This window comes from Fibrobacter sp. UWB7, from assembly GCF_900142945.1.
Lineage (GTDB): Bacteria > Fibrobacterota > Fibrobacteria > Fibrobacterales > Fibrobacteraceae > Fibrobacter.
Genome location: NZ_FRCO01000006.1, coordinates 81289 through 98600 on the forward strand (window position 1 = coordinate 81289; position 17312 = coordinate 98600).

Consider the following 17312-nt stretch of genomic DNA (forward strand, 5'->3'; position numbering starts at 1 on the left):
ATGTTTAATGAATATGATGGCGTACATTATTTTGGTGAAGATGATTCATCATATTTGTGGGAATTTGATAAAATAAATGAAAAGTTGGTTAATTTTAATTCTTCCCAAAATCCTTTAAATATTAATGAGGCTATAGAACTATTTAATATTGCATGTTTGATTGATAAATGTGCTTTGTTGGGAAAATGGACTAACGAAACAATCAAAAGGTTTGTTGATTATAAAGGCTTATTAAAAGCAAAAAGTGCAGAATTTTTTTCAAAGATAACGTCTGAAAGCTTTGTTTCGATTGAAGACCAAGTTTGTGCTTTATATCAAGAAAATTTTTGGGATTTATTTGCTAAGTTTGACACTTTTAAAAAGATTGATAACAGTGTTTTTAAAGATTTTCTATTGCAAAAAAAATATGCTTTGGAAGAAATTCTTTGTCACGAAAAAATAGTTACATATTTTTCTCAAGAGATAACAGAGGTTCTTGAGGGATATGAGAGAACTGCTGAGTTTATAGTTCGTCGATTTCTTGAAAAGAATCCAAACTGTAAAATCATTTTTCCAAGAGCGTTTACTTCTGATAAATTTGAACGGATTTTTGAAAAATATGTGGTTTATGATGGCGCAAATCATAATACTTTATTTTTTCTTTCGATTTCAAAATCTTCAAAAGAATGCCCTATAAGTCCAGAGATTCGATTGGCTGCAAAGGAAAAACGTGAAAAGATATTAATGAGACACACGTCTTCTGGAGAAACTCCTATTATTGCAGTTTCCTTTGCTTCTATTCCAGATTATATTCAATGTGAAGAGAGAGGGTTGAGCACATTAATAACTCATAATATTGATTGGTTAACCTGCAATTTAGATTATCCCACAATATTGAATAACTTTAGATTCATCTTTGAGTTTTTTGATGATTGTTGGAGGATTAACGGTGTCTCAATTATTTCGGAATTAAATGTTTTTGAGAGACCTTGCTTTTTCATTGAAAGAATGTACCCAATTGGAGTTGCTTTCCAATTTAGGTATAAGAAGACATGTATGGAAATGGACTTGTATTATTCGTTGTTGCAAACCAAAGAAATATACATAGAAAAAATAATTTCTTGGTTTTATACTGAATATATAAAAAACGAGTTTGGAATAGATGGCTTCCATATTTCGGTTCCTGATTATCGTTCAGATTTAGTAAGTAAGAGTAGGTCTTTTGCTCCCGAAATAGATGGAATTCTTAAACAGTTTAAATTGTTGGCGAAAAATGGATCTATAAATTACAAATTGTTAGAAAATTCCGCAGAATTTGTTGATTTTAAAGGGATTCCTAGTTTGATTCAAAAAAAATATGCGTACGCCAAAAGTGAAGACCTTAATCGTGAAATTTATTTAATGTTTTCAGATCAATCCCATTTATCGTATTTACATGATCGGGATTTGGGAGAGAAATCGCTGTTTGAATTACTCAAAAAAAATGATGTCATGTTGAACGATTTTGATCAAATTCAGCAAGAAGGAATAAGATGGCTTCTGAATCGTCAAACAATTTTTGTTGATGAAAAAGGAAAACTTTCTTGCTCTCCGTTGAGATGTCAGATACTCAAAGAATTTAATGATAAAGAAGTTGTGTGTCCGTTTCATCGACCAGGTTATAACCCCTTATTGGATGAAATGGAAAAAAATGGTGAAATAGAATTTCAGAGCACTTTGTTTTCTAGGCCAGAAGCAAAATATTTGAATTTTATTTTAAATGACAAAGAATTTGACAATGGGAGAAAATTAAGAAATAGATATGCACATACAGGTTATCCTCTTGATAAAAATGATCAATGGAAAGACTATATGTTGCTAATCAAGGTTTTAATTGAGATAACTGGTAAAATATATGATGATATTGCTTTAAAAGATCAAATATCAGGTAGTGCCGTTTGATAAAATTTGTCAAATAAACTATTTTAAATTAACTTATATTTATGTCTTGCGATTATTCAGAAAAAATTCTATTCCAGGAAACTGTGTACGTCGCATAAAAACAACGATTTCAGGACTTGATTTTGATAATCCCTCAAATTACATGGATTTGATGAACGAGGCGATAAACCGCGTTGTCAAAATGCGTGACGTGTTTAAAAAGTATATATAAATTCCGTGTTGTTTTGTGAAATATCCCACCATTGCATAAAAATCCATAGGATGTTATATGAACCGTTAAACGATAAAATAGTCACCGCAGATAAAAAAAGAAATATTTTGTTTTTTTTAAAGTAAATTTTATATAGAAATATTCTCATAGGATTTACATTATGATGCATGACTATAAACAAGAACGAATTATTGAACGAAAAACAAAAGCAAATATTGCAAATTCAGATTTTGATATATTGTTGCAAGAGGATGTCATTGCTTTTTATGAAACCTGTGAAATGACACAGATTTTTTTGTACGATGAAGAATTAAAAAAAGTCCAAAATTACTACACTCTCTTTGTTTTTGAAGAAATTCCTAACAATGAGAACAAGGAAAAATATCTTTTTCCAAAGCTTCAAAAAATAGATAAAAGATATAAGTTTGGAATTATTCAAAAAAGATTATCTGTGGAAGAGGCAAAAGTGCAATTTAAAAATATTCAGCAACAACAAAAGATAATTTTTGGAAATGAAAATTGTGAAATTTCGTCTCAAATGGTTCTTTTGCCCAAATCATTTGTTCCATTGTATTATGGTTCAACAACTCCGATGCTTAGCAATGTGCTGAAAAAGAATTTTTGGGGGGCTAGTTATATAATTGAATTTTTCGATGAAAAAAAAGATTTTGTCATTGAAGAAAATGAAAGAGCTAAAATAGACTTTATAAATAAAACTGTAAAAAGCGTTATCGATATTGATTTGGCGAAAGTGTCAGATAGAATAGGAAATGTCGTTTTTCAATTTCCTATTACAATTATGGATTTAAACACCCTTTTAATTAAACCTGGGGCAGAAATTAGAACTATTGTTAAGCCTCATGTAAAGTCAAAAATTGAAAAGAATATTAGCATTCAAATCCAAACATCTTTTAATAACACCATTACGGGCTATGATTCGCAGCATTTTAAAAATTTAGACTTTGCATTTGATTCCCAAATAGGCGATGATAACAACGTTCGTACAACCGTTTTTGATTTTGAAAATAAAGTTGTTTTATATGATTGTGAAACAAATTTTATAAGAACAATACATACGACAATGCAAATGGCAGGTGCTATACCGCCAAGAACAATTGCTCAAGAAGATGGTTCTATAAAAGAAATAAGTCTTGTATATACAACTCCTATAAATGTTGGGCTTTCTCTAGAATCTGATTACAATAATCGCATTTTGAAAAGGTCATGGAATGACGAAGTGCTGAAGAAAAGTGGCGATTTTAAAGTATTGAAAGGAAATGAATCTGACAAAGCTCTAGATTTTATCAGAAAAAAAATTATACAATCTGATGCAAAAGAAATATGTCTTTGGGATCCTTATTTGAGCGCCCAAGATATAATGAACACTTTGTATTATGAACCTAGCGGAAAAATATTTCGTTGCATAACTTGTGTGGCTACTGCTAATTTACTATCTCGTAAAAATGGAGTATTAGGTGGTTATGAAAAGCTTTGTCGAGATCATGGGTACACATTTAAAAGGATTGTGCAAAACGATGGCTTTGAAGTTTTATGCAAAAATGTCAAAGCTGAATTCAAAAAATCAAACAATTTAAATGTAAACCTAAAATTTTTAGCACAGCATGATAATTACGGATGGAAATTCCACGATCGATTTTTAATTTTAGTTCCTTATGATTCATCGCGGTTACCTGAAGTTTATTCTTTAGGCATATCTGTTAATCAGATTGGTGAAAAACATCATATTATTCAAAAAGTGACTGATTCACGAGAAATATTGAATAATTTTGAGGAATTATGGCATGAACTAGACAATGATGCCTGTTGTGTTGTAGAATTTCCTAAAATGAAGGATGCTTTATGATTAGTGAAAATGAATTGCTTTCTAAAATCCAAAAGTATGCAGAGGAATCTAATGATTTCTTTGCTAATGATTCTTATAATCAAATTTGTTCTACACTAGATTTATACATTTCGCAAAATTCTGGTTTGGGAAAGTCTCAATGCCTCAACCTGGCTCGTCTTTTGTATGATGATGCTGTACGTAATACAAAAAATAATGGTTTGCTGACTTCGCTAGTCATTTTTGATTATTTAAATAAAAATGTTCCAATTTCCCCAACAGATTTCATCAATAATAATCTTGTTGCAAAAATTGAACTGTTGTTTGACCATATTAAATTGAATATAAATATACCTGATTGGGCTCCTTATTCTGATAAGAAGTGTATGGAAAAAGTGAATGCGGCTGCTCAAAGTAAAAATTATATTTCTATCGTACAAGAATTACAGCCTTTTTATAATGGATCGGTGTTTGATGATTGTAGAGGCTCTATAATTATTAAATGTCTTTGGGCTATTGATAAGAGGAAAATAATAGATTATTTAAATAATAATGAATGGACTTTTAAAATGGAATTAGTCCTTTTTTCATTAAAAGAAGATGCGAAAGACATAATACAACAAACTTTACATAGTAATAGCCGATATCCTGCAGTTCGTGCAATGGGCTTTTTTATCGACCTTTTAGAGAAAAAAGATTTTCGAAAAGAAACAAAAGACGAGGTTTTAATTTATTGTGAAATGATAAAAGACTTTGTTTATTCATATTGCGATGCATTGAATGGATTGAAAATTCTGTTAGGTATTTCAATATCGAAAAATTTTAATTATTTAGCTGGATTATGTGCAACCATTTACAATGATTTCTTGCCTAAATATTTACCACTTATAAAAGATTTGTCTGATAACGCAAGAGAATTCTTTAGTTACGGCTATTTAAGGAATGCAAATGAAGATGCTATTGCTAGAGATTCATGGATCATAATGAATTATTGGAGAGATTCTAGCATTAGTGTTCATGATAGTGTTAATAAATTCAATGGATTGGAACAATTGCTGATACTTGGCTTATGTGTTGGTATTTCTTCAAAAAAACAATATTTGATGAGATTGAAAGAATTTGCATCAAATATTATTATGGAACAACACAAATGGGGTGAACATGTATTGCAAAAGGACCTCTATCTTATGTTTTGCTTGATTTTAGCAAATAAACGAAAAAAATATCTTTTTACAGAAGAAGAAGTGCTATTGGAATTGCCGATTCTTTTCGATAAACGATATGAAATTAAATTTGGCAATTATATTTTTGATATCATGAAGCGATTGCTGATCAATCCTGACGATGTCCATGAAATTATTTTTAAAGACACTGTCAATAATAAAGAACGAAAATTTTGTTTTCTAGAAACTCTAAACTCAAGGCAGCCTACAATGTAGCGCTTAACCGCAATTTAGACAAAAACAGGAAATCTGAATGTCACAGTAAATTTGGACTTGCCGAATGGGCGAAATAAGTGAACGCTCTTTGTAAAATTTTTCTGCTCCCCTTGCCAGTTTTTTCGATATTAGGTACATTAAAAGCCGACGCATCTCGCTGTACAAAGGCGAGGTGCGTTTTTGCTTTTATCAACTTTTTGATTTCGCAAGAACGCCTCTAACATTAACCGGTCGCTATTTGCGGCCATATGGAGGCTTTATGGCAAAATCCGAAGACCTTATCAGGAATTTGCTCTCTCTTCCCCATGAATATGAATGGCTGGATATTAAGGGCAACTGGTTCTCGAAAGAAGAAATTGGGGAGGTCTAAAATGAAAAAGAAAGAGTCTATGAGTAAACCGATGTTTGTGTTTCGCGATGGTATGTTGGCTGATAGCAGTTATGTTGAATGGTTGTCCGATGTTAAAAACCGTTTTCGCCAGAGCCAGGTGAAAGCTTCCATTCGCGTGAATACCGAAATGTTAGAGTTATATTGGGGAATTGGTCGTGATTTAGTTGCGTTGCGAGCCGAAGAACGTTGGGGCGCTGGAGTTGTAAAACAATTTGCGCTTGATATGCGTCATTCTTTCCCTAATGAGACTGGTTTTTCTTTCACGAATGTGAAGTATATGAAACAGTGGTATTTGTTCTATTTTGAGCGAAATAAAAAAGGCCAACGGGCCGTTGGCCAATTAGAAATGCCCAAGGCTTTTGGTAAAATTCCGTGGGGACAACATATAGACATTGTTTCTCGATGCCGATCAATAGACGAGGCCCTGTTTTATGTCAAGGGTGTAGTGGATAATGGTTGGTCGCGCCCCACTTTAAATGCATATATAGATGCTAATCTTTTTCAAACGAAGGGAACCGCTGTTACCAATTTCAAAAAAACTTTGACATCCTCTCAGGAGAAACTTGCAAAGGAAATTCTGAAGGATCCTTATCATTTTGAATTTCTGAAAATGAAAGAAAAGTATGATGAAGGTGATTTAGAAGATGCTCTTATTGCCAACGTTACTCAGTTTTTATTGGAGCTGGGCAAAGGATTTTCCTATGTTGGGCGTCAGATGGAATTTCGGATGCCTGGCGGGCAAGCATTTTTCCCGGACTTGATTTTTTATTTTATTCCACAGCACAGGTATGTCATTATAGATCTCAAGGTCGTGAAGTACACTCCGGAATTTGCTGGTAAACTTAATTTTTATGTGACTGCCGCAGATGAGTTGCTTCGGGGTGAAGGCGATAATCCTTCTGTGGGTTTGATTATTTGCAAATCGACAGATAAGACTGTTGTGGAATGGTCGCTTAAAGACATCAACAAACCGTTGGGTGTGGCTACATATAAGTTGCGAGAGGTTGTTGACCGCACTATGGCGGAAATGAAAAAGAAACAGAGGAAAAAGTGATAATAGCATTTTTTTAGGAGATGAAAAGAAATTTGCGAATATGGAAAATTTATATTCTCTCTATGCATTTCCCCATCCATTCCTCTTTCACTCTTGCCGCCTTAACCTTCCTCCTCGCTTCGTGTTCGGAGTCGTTCACGGATTCGCGTGATGGGCAATCTTATGATGTCGTGAAAATCGGTGAGCAGACGTGGATGGCGGAGAACTTGAATTTTGAAACGGCGGGGAGTTTTTGTCCGGAGGATGATTCCCGTAACTGCAAGCGGTTGGGGAGACTTTATTCGTGGGCGGAGGCGAAAACGATTTGCCCTGAGGGATGGCGCCTCCCAACGAAGGCTGATTTCGAGGTGCTGGTGGCTGCGCGGCCTCACGTTGGCGCGGCTTTAAAATCTCGCGACGGCTGGTTCAAAAAAGGAAACGGCACGGATGAATTCGGATTCAACGCGCTCCCGGCGGGTTATCGTGACGCAATCTTGAAAGCTGATGACGGCACAATTTCCGGTGGCAAGTTTGATGGCATCGGTGGTTACGCGTATTTCTGGAGCGCGACCGAAGATTCTGAAAATCTAGAATCGAATGCATTCTATTTATTCTTGTCGTTCAGCAGTGATGCGGCGAGTTTAAATGCGTTCGCGAAAGAGGACTATCGTTCCGTGCGCTGTGTCCGATAAAGTCCGCGCAGTACCATTTGCAGATACATTCTATATGAGGTCGCGCGCATTCCTTATTGCATGCGCAGTTCCTATTGCATACACATTCCCCGCGCAGTTCCCCTTGCAATAAAGCAGTCTTACAGCAAATAATCCATTCTGATATTTCGCATGCTTTCGAATAAATTTGCCTTAAGCGTGGAACTTCCTTTCGTCAAGCTCTTGATTTCTTCGCGGATGGTCTTGCGGTGGCTTGCTTTTGAGAATTCGCAGGTACAGGTGAACTTGCGAATGTCCGCGTCTTCGGCATAGGCGATGATTTCGCTTTCTTCGCAGTAGCAGAGCGGGCGGATAATGCTACACGGATACTTTTCGTACGGCACCATTGGCGGCATCCCGCTGAACTCGCCCTTGTATAGCATGTTCATCAGAAGCGTCTCAACGATGTCATCCATGTGATGCCCGAGCGCGATCTTGTTGAAGTTGTTTTCGCTTGCGAACTTGATGAGTTCCGTGCGGCGCTGCGTGCTGCACCAGTAGCAATTGAGCTTGCGACCTTCCTTGAGGCGTGCTTCTACGGCGACATCCTTAAAGTAGAACGGTACTTGCGGATATTCTTCCGCCATGCGCTGCAAAAATTCGCGAGGCGCCTTGTCTGCAAAATCGCTTTGGATGTGGATGGCGGCAAGTTCGCACTTGGGCCCGAATTTGCCGAGTCGCGCGGCAAGTTCCATCAACAACACGCTTGAATCCTTGCCACCGCTTGTGGCGATGAGCACGCGGTCTCCGTCTTCAATCAAGTTGAAGTCGTGAATAGCTTTCGTGATTTTCTTATTGACTCTCTTGCGAATTTGACTCGACATAATTACTTTATTCAAAGTGTGCGGCTGTTCCTGATTAATTCTCGCGGCAGTTCCCGATTAAACTTGGCGCAGTTCTCTCAGCAGACACAGTACCTATCGCAGATACATTCCCACTAAAAAAGGCTCTCTCGCGAGAGCCCTTAAATCTTTCCGAACTGTGGTTAGTTGTCGGTAAGGTGCGTCGGCATCAACAGGAACGAGAAGTTCATGTTTTCGCCAACCGGCTCGATGATGCAAGCGCCAAGCGGATTGTTCATCTTCATGATGACTTCTTCGCTCTTGCACATGCCGAGGATTTCTGCGAGGAACTGGCCGTTGAAGCCAATGCAGAAGCTGCCTTCGCCGTTGTGCGTGATAGCGAGTGCTTCGCGAGAATCGCCGCCGACATCCGGGTCTGTGGCGCTGAGTTCGAGGATGTTACCGTCGAACTGCAAGCGGATCTTGCGGGTGCGTGCGTTGGCCATGGAAATCACGCTGCGGATCTTGTTCTGGAATTCCGTGGTGTTGGCCTGTGCGGTACGTTCAAACTGCTGCGGGATCACAGAGCGGTAGCTCGGATATGGTCCTTCGTAAAGCTTCGAGATGACCTGGATAGAACCCGTGTTGAAGAGGATGTGCGTTGCAGAGGTGCGGACTTCAACCGTGGAGTCGCCCTTTGCCATGTGCAGGATGTGCTGCAATGCCTTGTGCGGGATGATGACGCCGTTCGAAAGTTCTGCGCCTTCCTGGTCGATGGCTGCGCGGCCCAAGCGGTGACCGTCTGTTGCGACCATGGAAATCTTGCCGTCCTTTGCTTCGAGGAACACACCGTTCAAGCTCAAGCGCGTGGAGTCGGTAGAAGTGGCGAACAATGTCTTTTCGGCGAGGAATGCAAGTTCGCTTGCGGCGATGTTCAAGGTTTCGCCATTTTCAATTTCCGGGAACGGCGGGAAGTCGTTCGCGTCAAAGCCGATGATGCTTGCTTTACCGCGTTCGCTCCACTGGATCTTGACCAAGTAATCCTGTGCGTCGAATGTGATGTTTGTGATGCTCGGGTCCACGAGGCTCTTCACCTGATCGAACAGCTTGCGTGCGTTGATGACGACTGCGCCATCACGTTCGCCCTGAACTTCCACCTTGACCCTGATACCGAGGTCGAGGTCCGTGGCACTTACTTCGAGGAAGTTGCCTTCGAGGCGGAGCGAAAAGTTGTTGAGAATTTGGATGGTGGACTTGTTCGGGACGGCGCTAATTGCCGCTTGCAGTGCATCCTGCAAAACATTCTTCTGGATAGTAAACTTCATTAATTAGCCTCTCTGGATGATCATTGTTCCTACGAAAAATACCACGGCGATGATTGCGAGGAGTACGATGACTCGTTTATCCAGCGCGTTTGACTTCTTTGGAACGAATTTTTTGACGTTTTGCTTTGCTCTTCTGCGATCGCTGCGACTCATAGAAAAATCTCCGTTGTTTTATATCGAAAAATCTACTATTTTAAAGGCTAGTCGGAAGATACTATGAATGAAAAAACTCTAAATAAGCTGAAAAATACGGCTAAGGGCTGTGCGTCCAACGTACTTTCCCGTGTGGAATTGTCGATGGTGCAGTCTAAGCTTAAGACTAAGTTCCAGTTGCTCGGGCAGAAGGTTTACGAGGCTATCCAGGAAGGCCGTCTGGACTCTATCAAGGATGACCCGTCCGCTGTCGAAACGGTGGGCGCTATTTTTGAAATCCAGAAACAGGTTGCAGAGCTCGAACAGAAACTGAACAAAGCCGAAGGTCCTAGTGAAAAAGCTTGAGGTGCATCTTTATCCGAACAAGGAATCACGCGGGAAAACGGTCACTTTTTCCGTTAAAAAAGTAATTATTTACTTTGTTCTAACTGTCTGCGCGATTCTTGGATTTATCATGTTCTCTCCGGTGCAGATTGTGGAGAACTTGTCTAACGGCAACCTGATGGAAGTCTATCACCAGAATTCGGTGATTAAGGATGAAATCAAGAAAATCCGCACTGTGGTCGATACGACGATTTTGAAGATTGAAGAAACACGTGTTGTTCGCGATAGTACACTCAAATTGGGTGGTCTTGGTTTTACGCTCGAAAATACATCTGATGAAGAAGCTCCGAAAAAGAATTTGCATGCGATGCGGTCTACGTTCCGTAAGACGCTGAACAAGCTGGAGGCTGATTCTGCGCTTGCGGCGCATGTCCCGGTTTTGCACCCGCTCAAGAACCATCACGATATCAAGGCTCGTTTTGAAATGGTTTTCGATGCGTTCACGGATCAGGAGCTCCCGCACAGAGGTGTTGACTTTTTGGCTGCCGACGGCGATACTGTCTATGCGCCAGGTGCCGGTACCGTTGTCGAGGTTCGCAAGCATCGTGGATTTGGTCTTTCGATGAAGATTGAACACATGGAACATGTGAAGACGTTCTATGCCCATCTCGGTGAAACCCTTGTGAAACAAGGCGCTAAAGTTCGTCGTGGCGACCCGATTGCTCTCATTGGCAAAAGCGGGCTCCAGTCGAGTCTTGGACTCCATTACGAAATCCGCGTGAACGGTATGCCTGTCAATCCGGAAGATTACTTTATTACAAAATAGCCGTTAGTTATTGGTTGTTGGTCGTTAGTCATTAGTTAATAGTTGTGATTCGAGGTTCCGTATTAATGGCTTGGATCAAATCGGTCGTAAATGAATCCTTCGGTAGTTTTAACCATATCATCGTAATTGTAATAAATATTGCCGTCGTTGCATTTAAAGATTATATACTTATAAAATGTTTCGTAACAGAAACCTAGAGAACATTTTGTCTCGAATTCAATTTTGTAAATATGTTTGCAGTATATTGTAGTGTCTCTTTCTAAAATGTAAGGATATGTTGTACTAGTATCTGCCCGAAAAATGATATCTTCTTCAGAAATACTATTTTCATAAGCATAGTGAACAATGAAATTTCCATCTAAGGTAATGTTTACGTTGTTAGGGAGCATGCTTCCGTCATCGCATTTAAAAATAGGGATTGTTTTATTGTAAGAAAATATTGAATCTTTACAGTGAATAGTGGGATGGATTTTTAGAGTATATGGATATTCATCATTTATGCTTGAAGATGATTCGATGTCTTCAGGATGAATTGTCTGAGTGGTGAAAAAATCAGAATTCTTTTCACAGGATGTAAAGAAAATTATGGTAAATTCCAATAATACTATACTCACGTTTTTTGAAAACACAATGTACCTCATTTTCTTGTACGACTTGTGAGATATAGAAAAAACATAGATCTAAACTATACCAACTAACCTCTAACCCCTCAATATCCCCCTACATTTCCCCTTCCTACTGCCTACTGTCTACTTCCTACTTATTATATTTATGGTCCCCAGGCTTTGCTTTGCAGGCGGGCGGTACTTTCCGTCAAGAAACATCGGGAGCTCGGATGCGGTCCATACTTTTGGACTGGTCTTGGGGATTTCTATCAAGTTTTGCTTTACCCTTTAGGAGTTTTAATGGCAAATAAGTGTAAGCGCGGAATCTTGATTAGCAAAACACCGTACGAAAAGCGCATCGCTATCATGGAAGATGGCGAACTTGCGGAATTGGTTGTTGAAGGTGTTTCCTCTAATCGAGTTCTGGGCAATATTTATAAGGGTGTCGTTCAGAAGGTGCTCCCCGCACTCAAGGCGGCATTCATTGACATTGGTCTTGAGAAGGCTGGCTTTTTGCATCAGGAAGACGCCATGGACCGCAACGAACTGTTGCGCCGTGAATATGGTGACGATGATGACGAAGGCGATGCCTCCAAGGAAATTTCGATTGACGAAATTCTCCAGGAAGGCCAAGAAATCATGGTGCAGGTGGTCAAGGAACCGATTAGCACCAAGGGTGCTCGTTTGACGACACACTTGAGCTTTGCTGGCCGCTTCCTGGTCTGCATGCCGGGTACAAATTTCGTCGGTGTCTCCAAGCGTGAACGCGATCCGGTCAAGCGCCGCGAGTTCAAGAAGGTCGTGCGCCGTCTCAAGGGCCGCGACGTGGGCTACATCGTCCGCACCAACGGCCTCAACGAATCCGAATTCGAAATCAACAAGCAGATGCGCGAACTCGAAAGCAAGTGGGAACAGACGAAGTACAACTTCGAAACCATGCCGCCCGAGACCTGCATCTACGAAGAATCCGATTCCATCGAACAGACGGTTCGCGAATACTTCGGTGACAACACGGACTACGTGTATATCGACAACCGCGACGAGTACTTTGCTCTCCGCGATTACCTGAAGGTTCTCTCTCCGGATAAGCTCGACAAGGTCAAGCTCTGGAGCTCCAGCGAAAGCTTGTTCGAATACTTCAAGATTGAAAACGACTACGCTCGCTCCTTGCAGCGTCAGGTCCCGCTTCCGCGCGGTGGCAACCTCGTCATCGAACAGACCGAGGCTCTCGTCTCTATCGACGTGAACACGGGTCCGAAGGTTCATGGCAAGGACCAGGGCAAGATCATTCTCGAGACAAACCTCGATGCTTGCCACGAAATCGCAAAGCAGCTGCGCCTCCGCGATGTGGGCGGCCTCATCATCATCGACTTCATCGATATGGAAACCGATGAAGACCGCGAAGCCGTCTATCAGGAATTCCGCAAGGCAATCCGCCGCGACAAGGCCCCGATTAGCCCGGCCCCGATCAGCCAGTTCGGCCTCATGGAAGTCACCCGTAAGCGCGTCCGCGTGAACCTGATGACCGAAAAGACCGAATGCTGCCCGGTTTGCAACGGCAGTGGCCGCATTGCAACGCTCGAATCGACGCTCGGCATGATCGACCGCTGGCTCGCCCGCGCCCATACCAAGGGTCGCCTCCGCGAAGTGACCCTCGTCGTGAGCGCTCCGGTCATCGATGTGCTTTGCAAGGACTTGAACCGTATGTTCAACTATCTGGAATACAAGCATAACATCAAGATTTCCCTCGTGGAAGATGAATATGCCCACATCAACCAGTTCTGGATGTACGACAAGTCGGGCGAAGACATCACGGACCTGTACAACTTCGCATAAGTTGTCCCCGCGATTCTCGCGCAGGCATTAGCGTGTTAAACGCAAAAAGTCCCAGCTCCGCTGGGACTTTTTTTATCCTTAAAATTCCGCATAAAAAAAGACGCCTGCGTTGCAGGCGCCTTTTAGAGAGAACGAAACCTTATTCATTCAAGTTGATGGTGAATCCCTTTGTCCTTCCGTGACGCACACCCCAGAGGAAGTCTTGCGTGCGGTCGACCTTGGTAATTCTACCAACCGTAATCTTATACGAAAGTCTTGCGATGTAAACGCCTGTACCGACCAGTCGACCGTTTTTCGATTTCATGTTCCAGGCGAGGAATATCTTGCCGTCCTTATCTTCGTCAAGGCAGCTTCCGTTGTACAATGTGTCTACGCATGAGAGCACGCCAGAAGTGTTGTTCACGAATACGCCGAGACTTGTAAAGTACTGGGTCTTGTATTCAAGCTTGGTCTGCTTTGCGATTTCCCTAGTGACTTTTTCGATGACAGATGCATTGCCGTTTGCGATGCCCGTGACGTCGTTTGCCGTAATGGCGCCACTGAGGTAGGCGTTGACAATTTCGTCACCGAGACGGTACTGCTTGTTTGCCTGGTCAAGGGTTAGCGCACCTGTCTGGACCTGCGTGAGAATTTCTTCGAGATGCGGACCGCCCTTTTCTACGCTTGCCGCATTGAAATTCTTGATGGCAGATTCAAGGGCTGTGACTTCATCTTTAACCAAGCTCGAAAGGCTCAAGTCTCCAAGATAGTGTCCTTGTGCACCGTAGGTCTTTGCTAGATCCTTTGCGGTTACAGGCTCGTCCGTCTGTACAAGCTTCGGGATGGTCGGAGAAGGATTGTTGATGATGGTTCTTGAAGAATCCGATTCGCCAATCGTTACGACCGGAGGGCTAGTCACGACGACATTCTGTTCACCGGAGATGCGGACGAACGGGTTGTTGTCCGGTGTGCTCCTGTGCAAGAGGTCCATGTGGACGCCAGGAACCAGCTTGATGGAGTCGCCCATGACAGGGATATTTGCCTTGTCGTTTGTCGTGCTTCTGAAAATCAGTTTCCATCTTGCCTTGTTCTCCTTGGCGAGAATGTCCGGAACGATATCGGTCCTAACCGTAGCTGTCTGCTTGAAGTAGTAGATGAAGTAATTGGCATCCGTTTCGTTTTCGCAGTCAAGACCTTCGCTGAATGACACGGTAAGCACTGTTGAACCGTCATTGCTGTAAGCGATATCAGCTGATGTGATAACAGGTCCGATAGAGTCGGTCACATCGCTTGTGAGGCTGATGGTGGACTGGCTCATTCCTTCCGAGTACATCCAGAACGGAGTAATCTTTCCGCTGTAGACGTTGTCGGCGCCGCCGGTAAATGGAACGTTTCCAAAGCCTCCGTCAGTCGTAATGGCAAGAGAGCTGTCGAAGTCGTTCGGGACAAATCCGTTGATGATTGTCGGGAACGTTTCGCCGAATTCCAGGTGGATAGAGTCCATGCGGACCATGCTTGCGTTCAGCGTGCCATACGGCTTGGAAAGCTTGGCGTAAACGCTGTCGCCGCGGCCGTCGCCGTTTCTGTCGAAGATGCAGGCAAACGTGATTTGCGGGACCGGCGGTTCCATGAACGAGATGTTTTTCCAAACAGCCTGCTGCGTTTCGTCACCGCTAGTGACGATGAGCTTGACGCCCTGAACGGCAGCAGAGGACTTGACGTAGAATGTCGCTTTTCCGTTCTTCAGCGTGATTGCCGTAATCTTGTTGCCGTTTTCGTCGCAGGGGATGACTGCAATATTGTTCGTGGTAATGTAAACGATGTCGTCAAACGTTGCCCATTCTTCTACGAACGAGACGTTGACTTCGTAACGCGTGTTTACCCACTTGCCGAGTGTATCGATGTTTCCGTCGACATCGTTTCCGATGAGCGTCCATTTGCCTTGTGCATCAACGCGGGCGTAGTTGATGGTGGGCGAGCCGTAATTGTCGATGGTAAACGTAATTTCATCGTACTGGGTTTCATCGCTCTGCAAAGAGAATCGCAATACGTAAGATCCCGGCGGGAGTGTACGCATTTGCTGGATCGTTGTCGTATTGATGGTGAATCCTGAATAGCCGGGCTTGATGGTGATGCCGCCAAACCAGGTACCTACGCTATCGAGTGCAACACCTTCGGCATAAGCTCCGCTACCGATCAAGGTAAAGTTCGAAGGAGCTGCGACCGTATCTGTCGTCGTTGCGCCGGAGAAGTCGCAAGAGAGAGCTTGCTTGCTCACGCGCTGGTAAATTTCGTAGTTGATCAGTCCTGCTTCTGAAAGGTCCTTAGCGAGAATGCTCGTTTCGGTCTTCAGGTCGATGGACGTTCTCATCATGAAGTTGGACTGGGTTGTATGGCGTTCGGCATAGAAGATGTGGAACGGATAGTTGACACCTTCTTGAAGTCCGAGCGTGTCGAGGTCCACTGAGCCAAAGACCTTCGTGTGCTGACCACCGATATCCACAACGAGACGGTTGTTGATGAACACCCACACGTCATCGTCACCGTTGAATTCAAAGTACTGGCCCGGAATGTATTCGAACGTGGCCTGAATCTTCATGGTGAAGCCAAAATTGTGTCTTTTGCCTTTGCCAGAAAGGTTGTCAAAGTAGGGGTTCTTGATGGTCTTTTCGGCATCGAGGTATTCGAAATCATCGATCAAGAAGAGCCCGCCTTCAGTGCTATTGTCGTCTTTTTGGCCGAGCCAGAGACCGTCGTTCTGGAGTTGCAATTCGATAGAACGGCAGGTGGCGTTGGTGTACGGAATGCCGTCCTTAGTGGCGATGACTTCTGGCAAGAACCATTGAGCGAGATGTGTTGTAATCTTGCAATTTTCTGGGAAAGGATCGGCTGGTACGGGTACGCCATTGGGGCCAAGGTATTCTTGAACCATTCCTTTGGTATGCTGTGCACATCCGCTAGAACCGAAGTCTGCACTCACACCGTTGGCGGGGTCGCCGTTTTTGCCTGCTCCGTCGCCATCGCCTTTTGAGCCGTGGAGCCAGTCAAACATCATCACAGGGAGAGTCTTGGTGGGGCAATCGCCTAAAACGCCCGGGTACTTGGTGTAAACAGTTGTTGCTGTCCCGATTTCCTTGCCTGCCTTGACCCAGATGGTATCGGCTTCGGCAGCGGCTGCATCGAGCGAAAGCAAAGTGCTTTGATCGATAGGTTGTGTCTTGGAGGTGTAATGGTAGTCTGTGACGTATTCAGATCCGAGAGTCTGCTTGAAGTAGACCTGGAACGAGCCTTCGGGCGGGGTAACTTTGGATTCGAACCATCCACAGTAATTCTTGATAGTGGACATTGTGTCAGATTTGCCACCTGCGACATAGAGAATGGCGTTCGTGTTTGTCCAGGGGACAAAGAAGCGGATTACTTTATACTTCGTCTGTTGAGTCGGTCTGTTAGGAGTCTGTGTGCCGGGACCATCGTTGCCGGGTGTTTGCGTGCCTGGGCCGTCATTGCCTGGAGTGGTTGTCGAGGGCTCGGTGGTGTTTGTGCCGTTAGCCTGTGTAACGACCTTGTTTTTGCCTATAGTGAGGGTGAAGTCGCTCTCGACAGGTTCTGCGCCAGCCAAAGGCGAAATGCTGCCAATGGCAGAGTTGCATTTGCCGGAGGAAGTCCTGCCTGTGTAAAAGGTCAGTTTCGGCTCTGTTTCGGCGGTCAATGTTGCCTTGACGCTGAAGGTGCCGTCGGCGTTGCTTGTTAGCTGTGTGCAGTTGCTGGATGTGGTGACTCCGTCTACCGTTTTTTCCAAAACGACGTAGATGCGCCTTGCGGGCGAACTGGATCTTTCATCCTTGACGGTAATGTTGTAATCGGCCGCCATCGACGGAATAGCTGCCCATAAGAGTACGAAAATTAAACTTGAGACAATATTTTTACACCGCATC

The 17312-nt window shown here is 42.8% G+C and carries 11 protein-coding genes; 8 read left to right on the top strand and 3 right to left on the bottom strand.

Going from position 1 to position 17312, the window contains the following annotated elements:
* The 5 genes from BUC30_RS13820 to BUC30_RS13840 all read left to right on the top strand — a co-directional run bounded on the left by BUC30_RS13820 (position 1) and on the right by BUC30_RS13840 (position 7529).
* On the top strand, positions 1-1920 hold the full coding sequence (locus BUC30_RS13820; protein ID WP_073442760.1) for a hypothetical protein: 1920 nt from the start codon (positions 1-3) through the stop codon (positions 1918-1920).
* A 371-nt stretch (positions 1921-2291) separates the two neighbouring features.
* Complete coding sequence (locus BUC30_RS13825) at positions 2292-3995, top strand: VPA1262 family N-terminal domain-containing protein (RefSeq protein WP_073442762.1); 1704 nt, start codon at positions 2292-2294, stop codon at positions 3993-3995.
* Positions 3992-5413, top strand: a complete 1422-nt coding sequence (locus BUC30_RS13830; RefSeq protein WP_073442764.1) for a hypothetical protein — start codon at positions 3992-3994, stop codon at positions 5411-5413. Before BUC30_RS13825 ends, BUC30_RS13830 begins: the two co-directional genes overlap by 4 nt.
* Before the next feature lie 371 nt (positions 5414-5784).
* Positions 5785-6858 carry a PDDEXK nuclease domain-containing protein gene (locus BUC30_RS13835; RefSeq protein WP_015731992.1) on the top strand — a complete coding sequence of 358 codons (1074 nt, stop codon included), beginning with the start codon at positions 5785-5787 and terminating at the stop codon, positions 6856-6858.
* 62 nt (positions 6859-6920) lie between these two features.
* Positions 6921-7529, top strand: coding sequence for a fibrobacter succinogenes major paralogous domain-containing protein (locus BUC30_RS13840; protein WP_244536658.1), 609 nt, complete (start codon positions 6921-6923; stop codon positions 7527-7529).
* A gap of 119 nt (positions 7530-7648) precedes the next feature.
* Here the strand turns inward: BUC30_RS13840 and BUC30_RS13845 are convergent, their stop codons facing one another.
* Positions 7649-8386 carry a tRNA 2-thiocytidine biosynthesis TtcA family protein gene (locus tag BUC30_RS13845; RefSeq protein ID WP_244536659.1) on the bottom strand — a complete coding sequence of 246 codons (738 nt, stop codon included), beginning with the start codon at positions 8384-8386 and terminating at the stop codon, positions 7649-7651.
* 146 nt (positions 8387-8532) lie between these two features.
* Positions 8533-9654, bottom strand: a complete 1122-nt coding sequence (gene dnaN / locus BUC30_RS13850) for a DNA polymerase III subunit beta (RefSeq protein WP_014546038.1) — start codon at positions 9652-9654, stop codon at positions 8533-8535.
* Between the two features lie 216 nt (positions 9655-9870).
* Between dnaN and BUC30_RS13855 the strand changes: the two genes are divergently transcribed.
* From BUC30_RS13855 to BUC30_RS13870, 3 genes are all read left to right on the top strand, one after another.
* Positions 9871-10152, top strand: a complete 282-nt coding sequence (locus tag BUC30_RS13855; RefSeq protein ID WP_073442768.1) for a hypothetical protein — start codon at positions 9871-9873, stop codon at positions 10150-10152.
* A complete protein-coding gene (locus BUC30_RS13860) occupies positions 10139-10957 on the top strand; it encodes a M23 family metallopeptidase (protein ID WP_073442770.1) in 819 nt (272 codons plus the stop codon). The genes BUC30_RS13855 and BUC30_RS13860 overlap by 14 nt, the downstream gene beginning before the upstream one ends.
* A 905-nt stretch (positions 10958-11862) precedes the next feature.
* The gene (locus BUC30_RS13870; protein ID WP_073442774.1) at positions 11863-13398 is read left to right on the top strand and encodes an Rne/Rng family ribonuclease; all 1536 of its coding nucleotides are present in this window, start codon (positions 11863-11865) and stop codon (positions 13396-13398) included.
* Between the two features lie 139 nt (positions 13399-13537).
* Here BUC30_RS13870 and BUC30_RS13875 read toward each other — a convergent pair whose 3' ends face one another.
* Positions 13538-17311, bottom strand: a complete 3774-nt coding sequence (locus tag BUC30_RS13875; protein ID WP_073442776.1) for a fibro-slime domain-containing protein — start codon at positions 17309-17311, stop codon at positions 13538-13540.
* Between the last annotated feature and the right edge of the window lies 1 nt (position 17312).

Coding starts and splice junctions, on each gene's coding strand:
- BUC30_RS13825 (WP_073442762.1), top strand. CDS start 2,292: ATGATGCATGACTATAAACAAGAACGAATTATTGAACGAAAAACAAAA.
- BUC30_RS13855 (WP_073442768.1), top strand. CDS start 9,871: ATGAATGAAAAAACTCTAAATAAGCTGAAAAATACGGCTAAGGGCTGT.
- dnaN (WP_014546038.1), bottom strand. CDS start 9,654: ATGAAGTTTACTATCCAGAAGAATGTTTTGCAGGATGCACTGCAAGCG.
- BUC30_RS13820 (WP_073442760.1), top strand. CDS start 1: ATGTTTAATGAATATGATGGCGTACATTATTTTGGTGAAGATGATTCA.
- BUC30_RS13830 (WP_073442764.1), top strand. CDS start 3,992: ATGATTAGTGAAAATGAATTGCTTTCTAAAATCCAAAAGTATGCAGAG.
- BUC30_RS13875 (WP_073442776.1), bottom strand. CDS start 17,311: ATGCGGTGTAAAAATATTGTCTCAAGTTTAATTTTCGTACTCTTATGG.
- BUC30_RS13840 (WP_244536658.1), top strand. CDS start 6,921: ATGCATTTCCCCATCCATTCCTCTTTCACTCTTGCCGCCTTAACCTTC.
- BUC30_RS13835 (WP_015731992.1), top strand. CDS start 5,785: ATGAAAAAGAAAGAGTCTATGAGTAAACCGATGTTTGTGTTTCGCGAT.
- BUC30_RS13870 (WP_073442774.1), top strand. CDS start 11,863: ATGGCAAATAAGTGTAAGCGCGGAATCTTGATTAGCAAAACACCGTAC.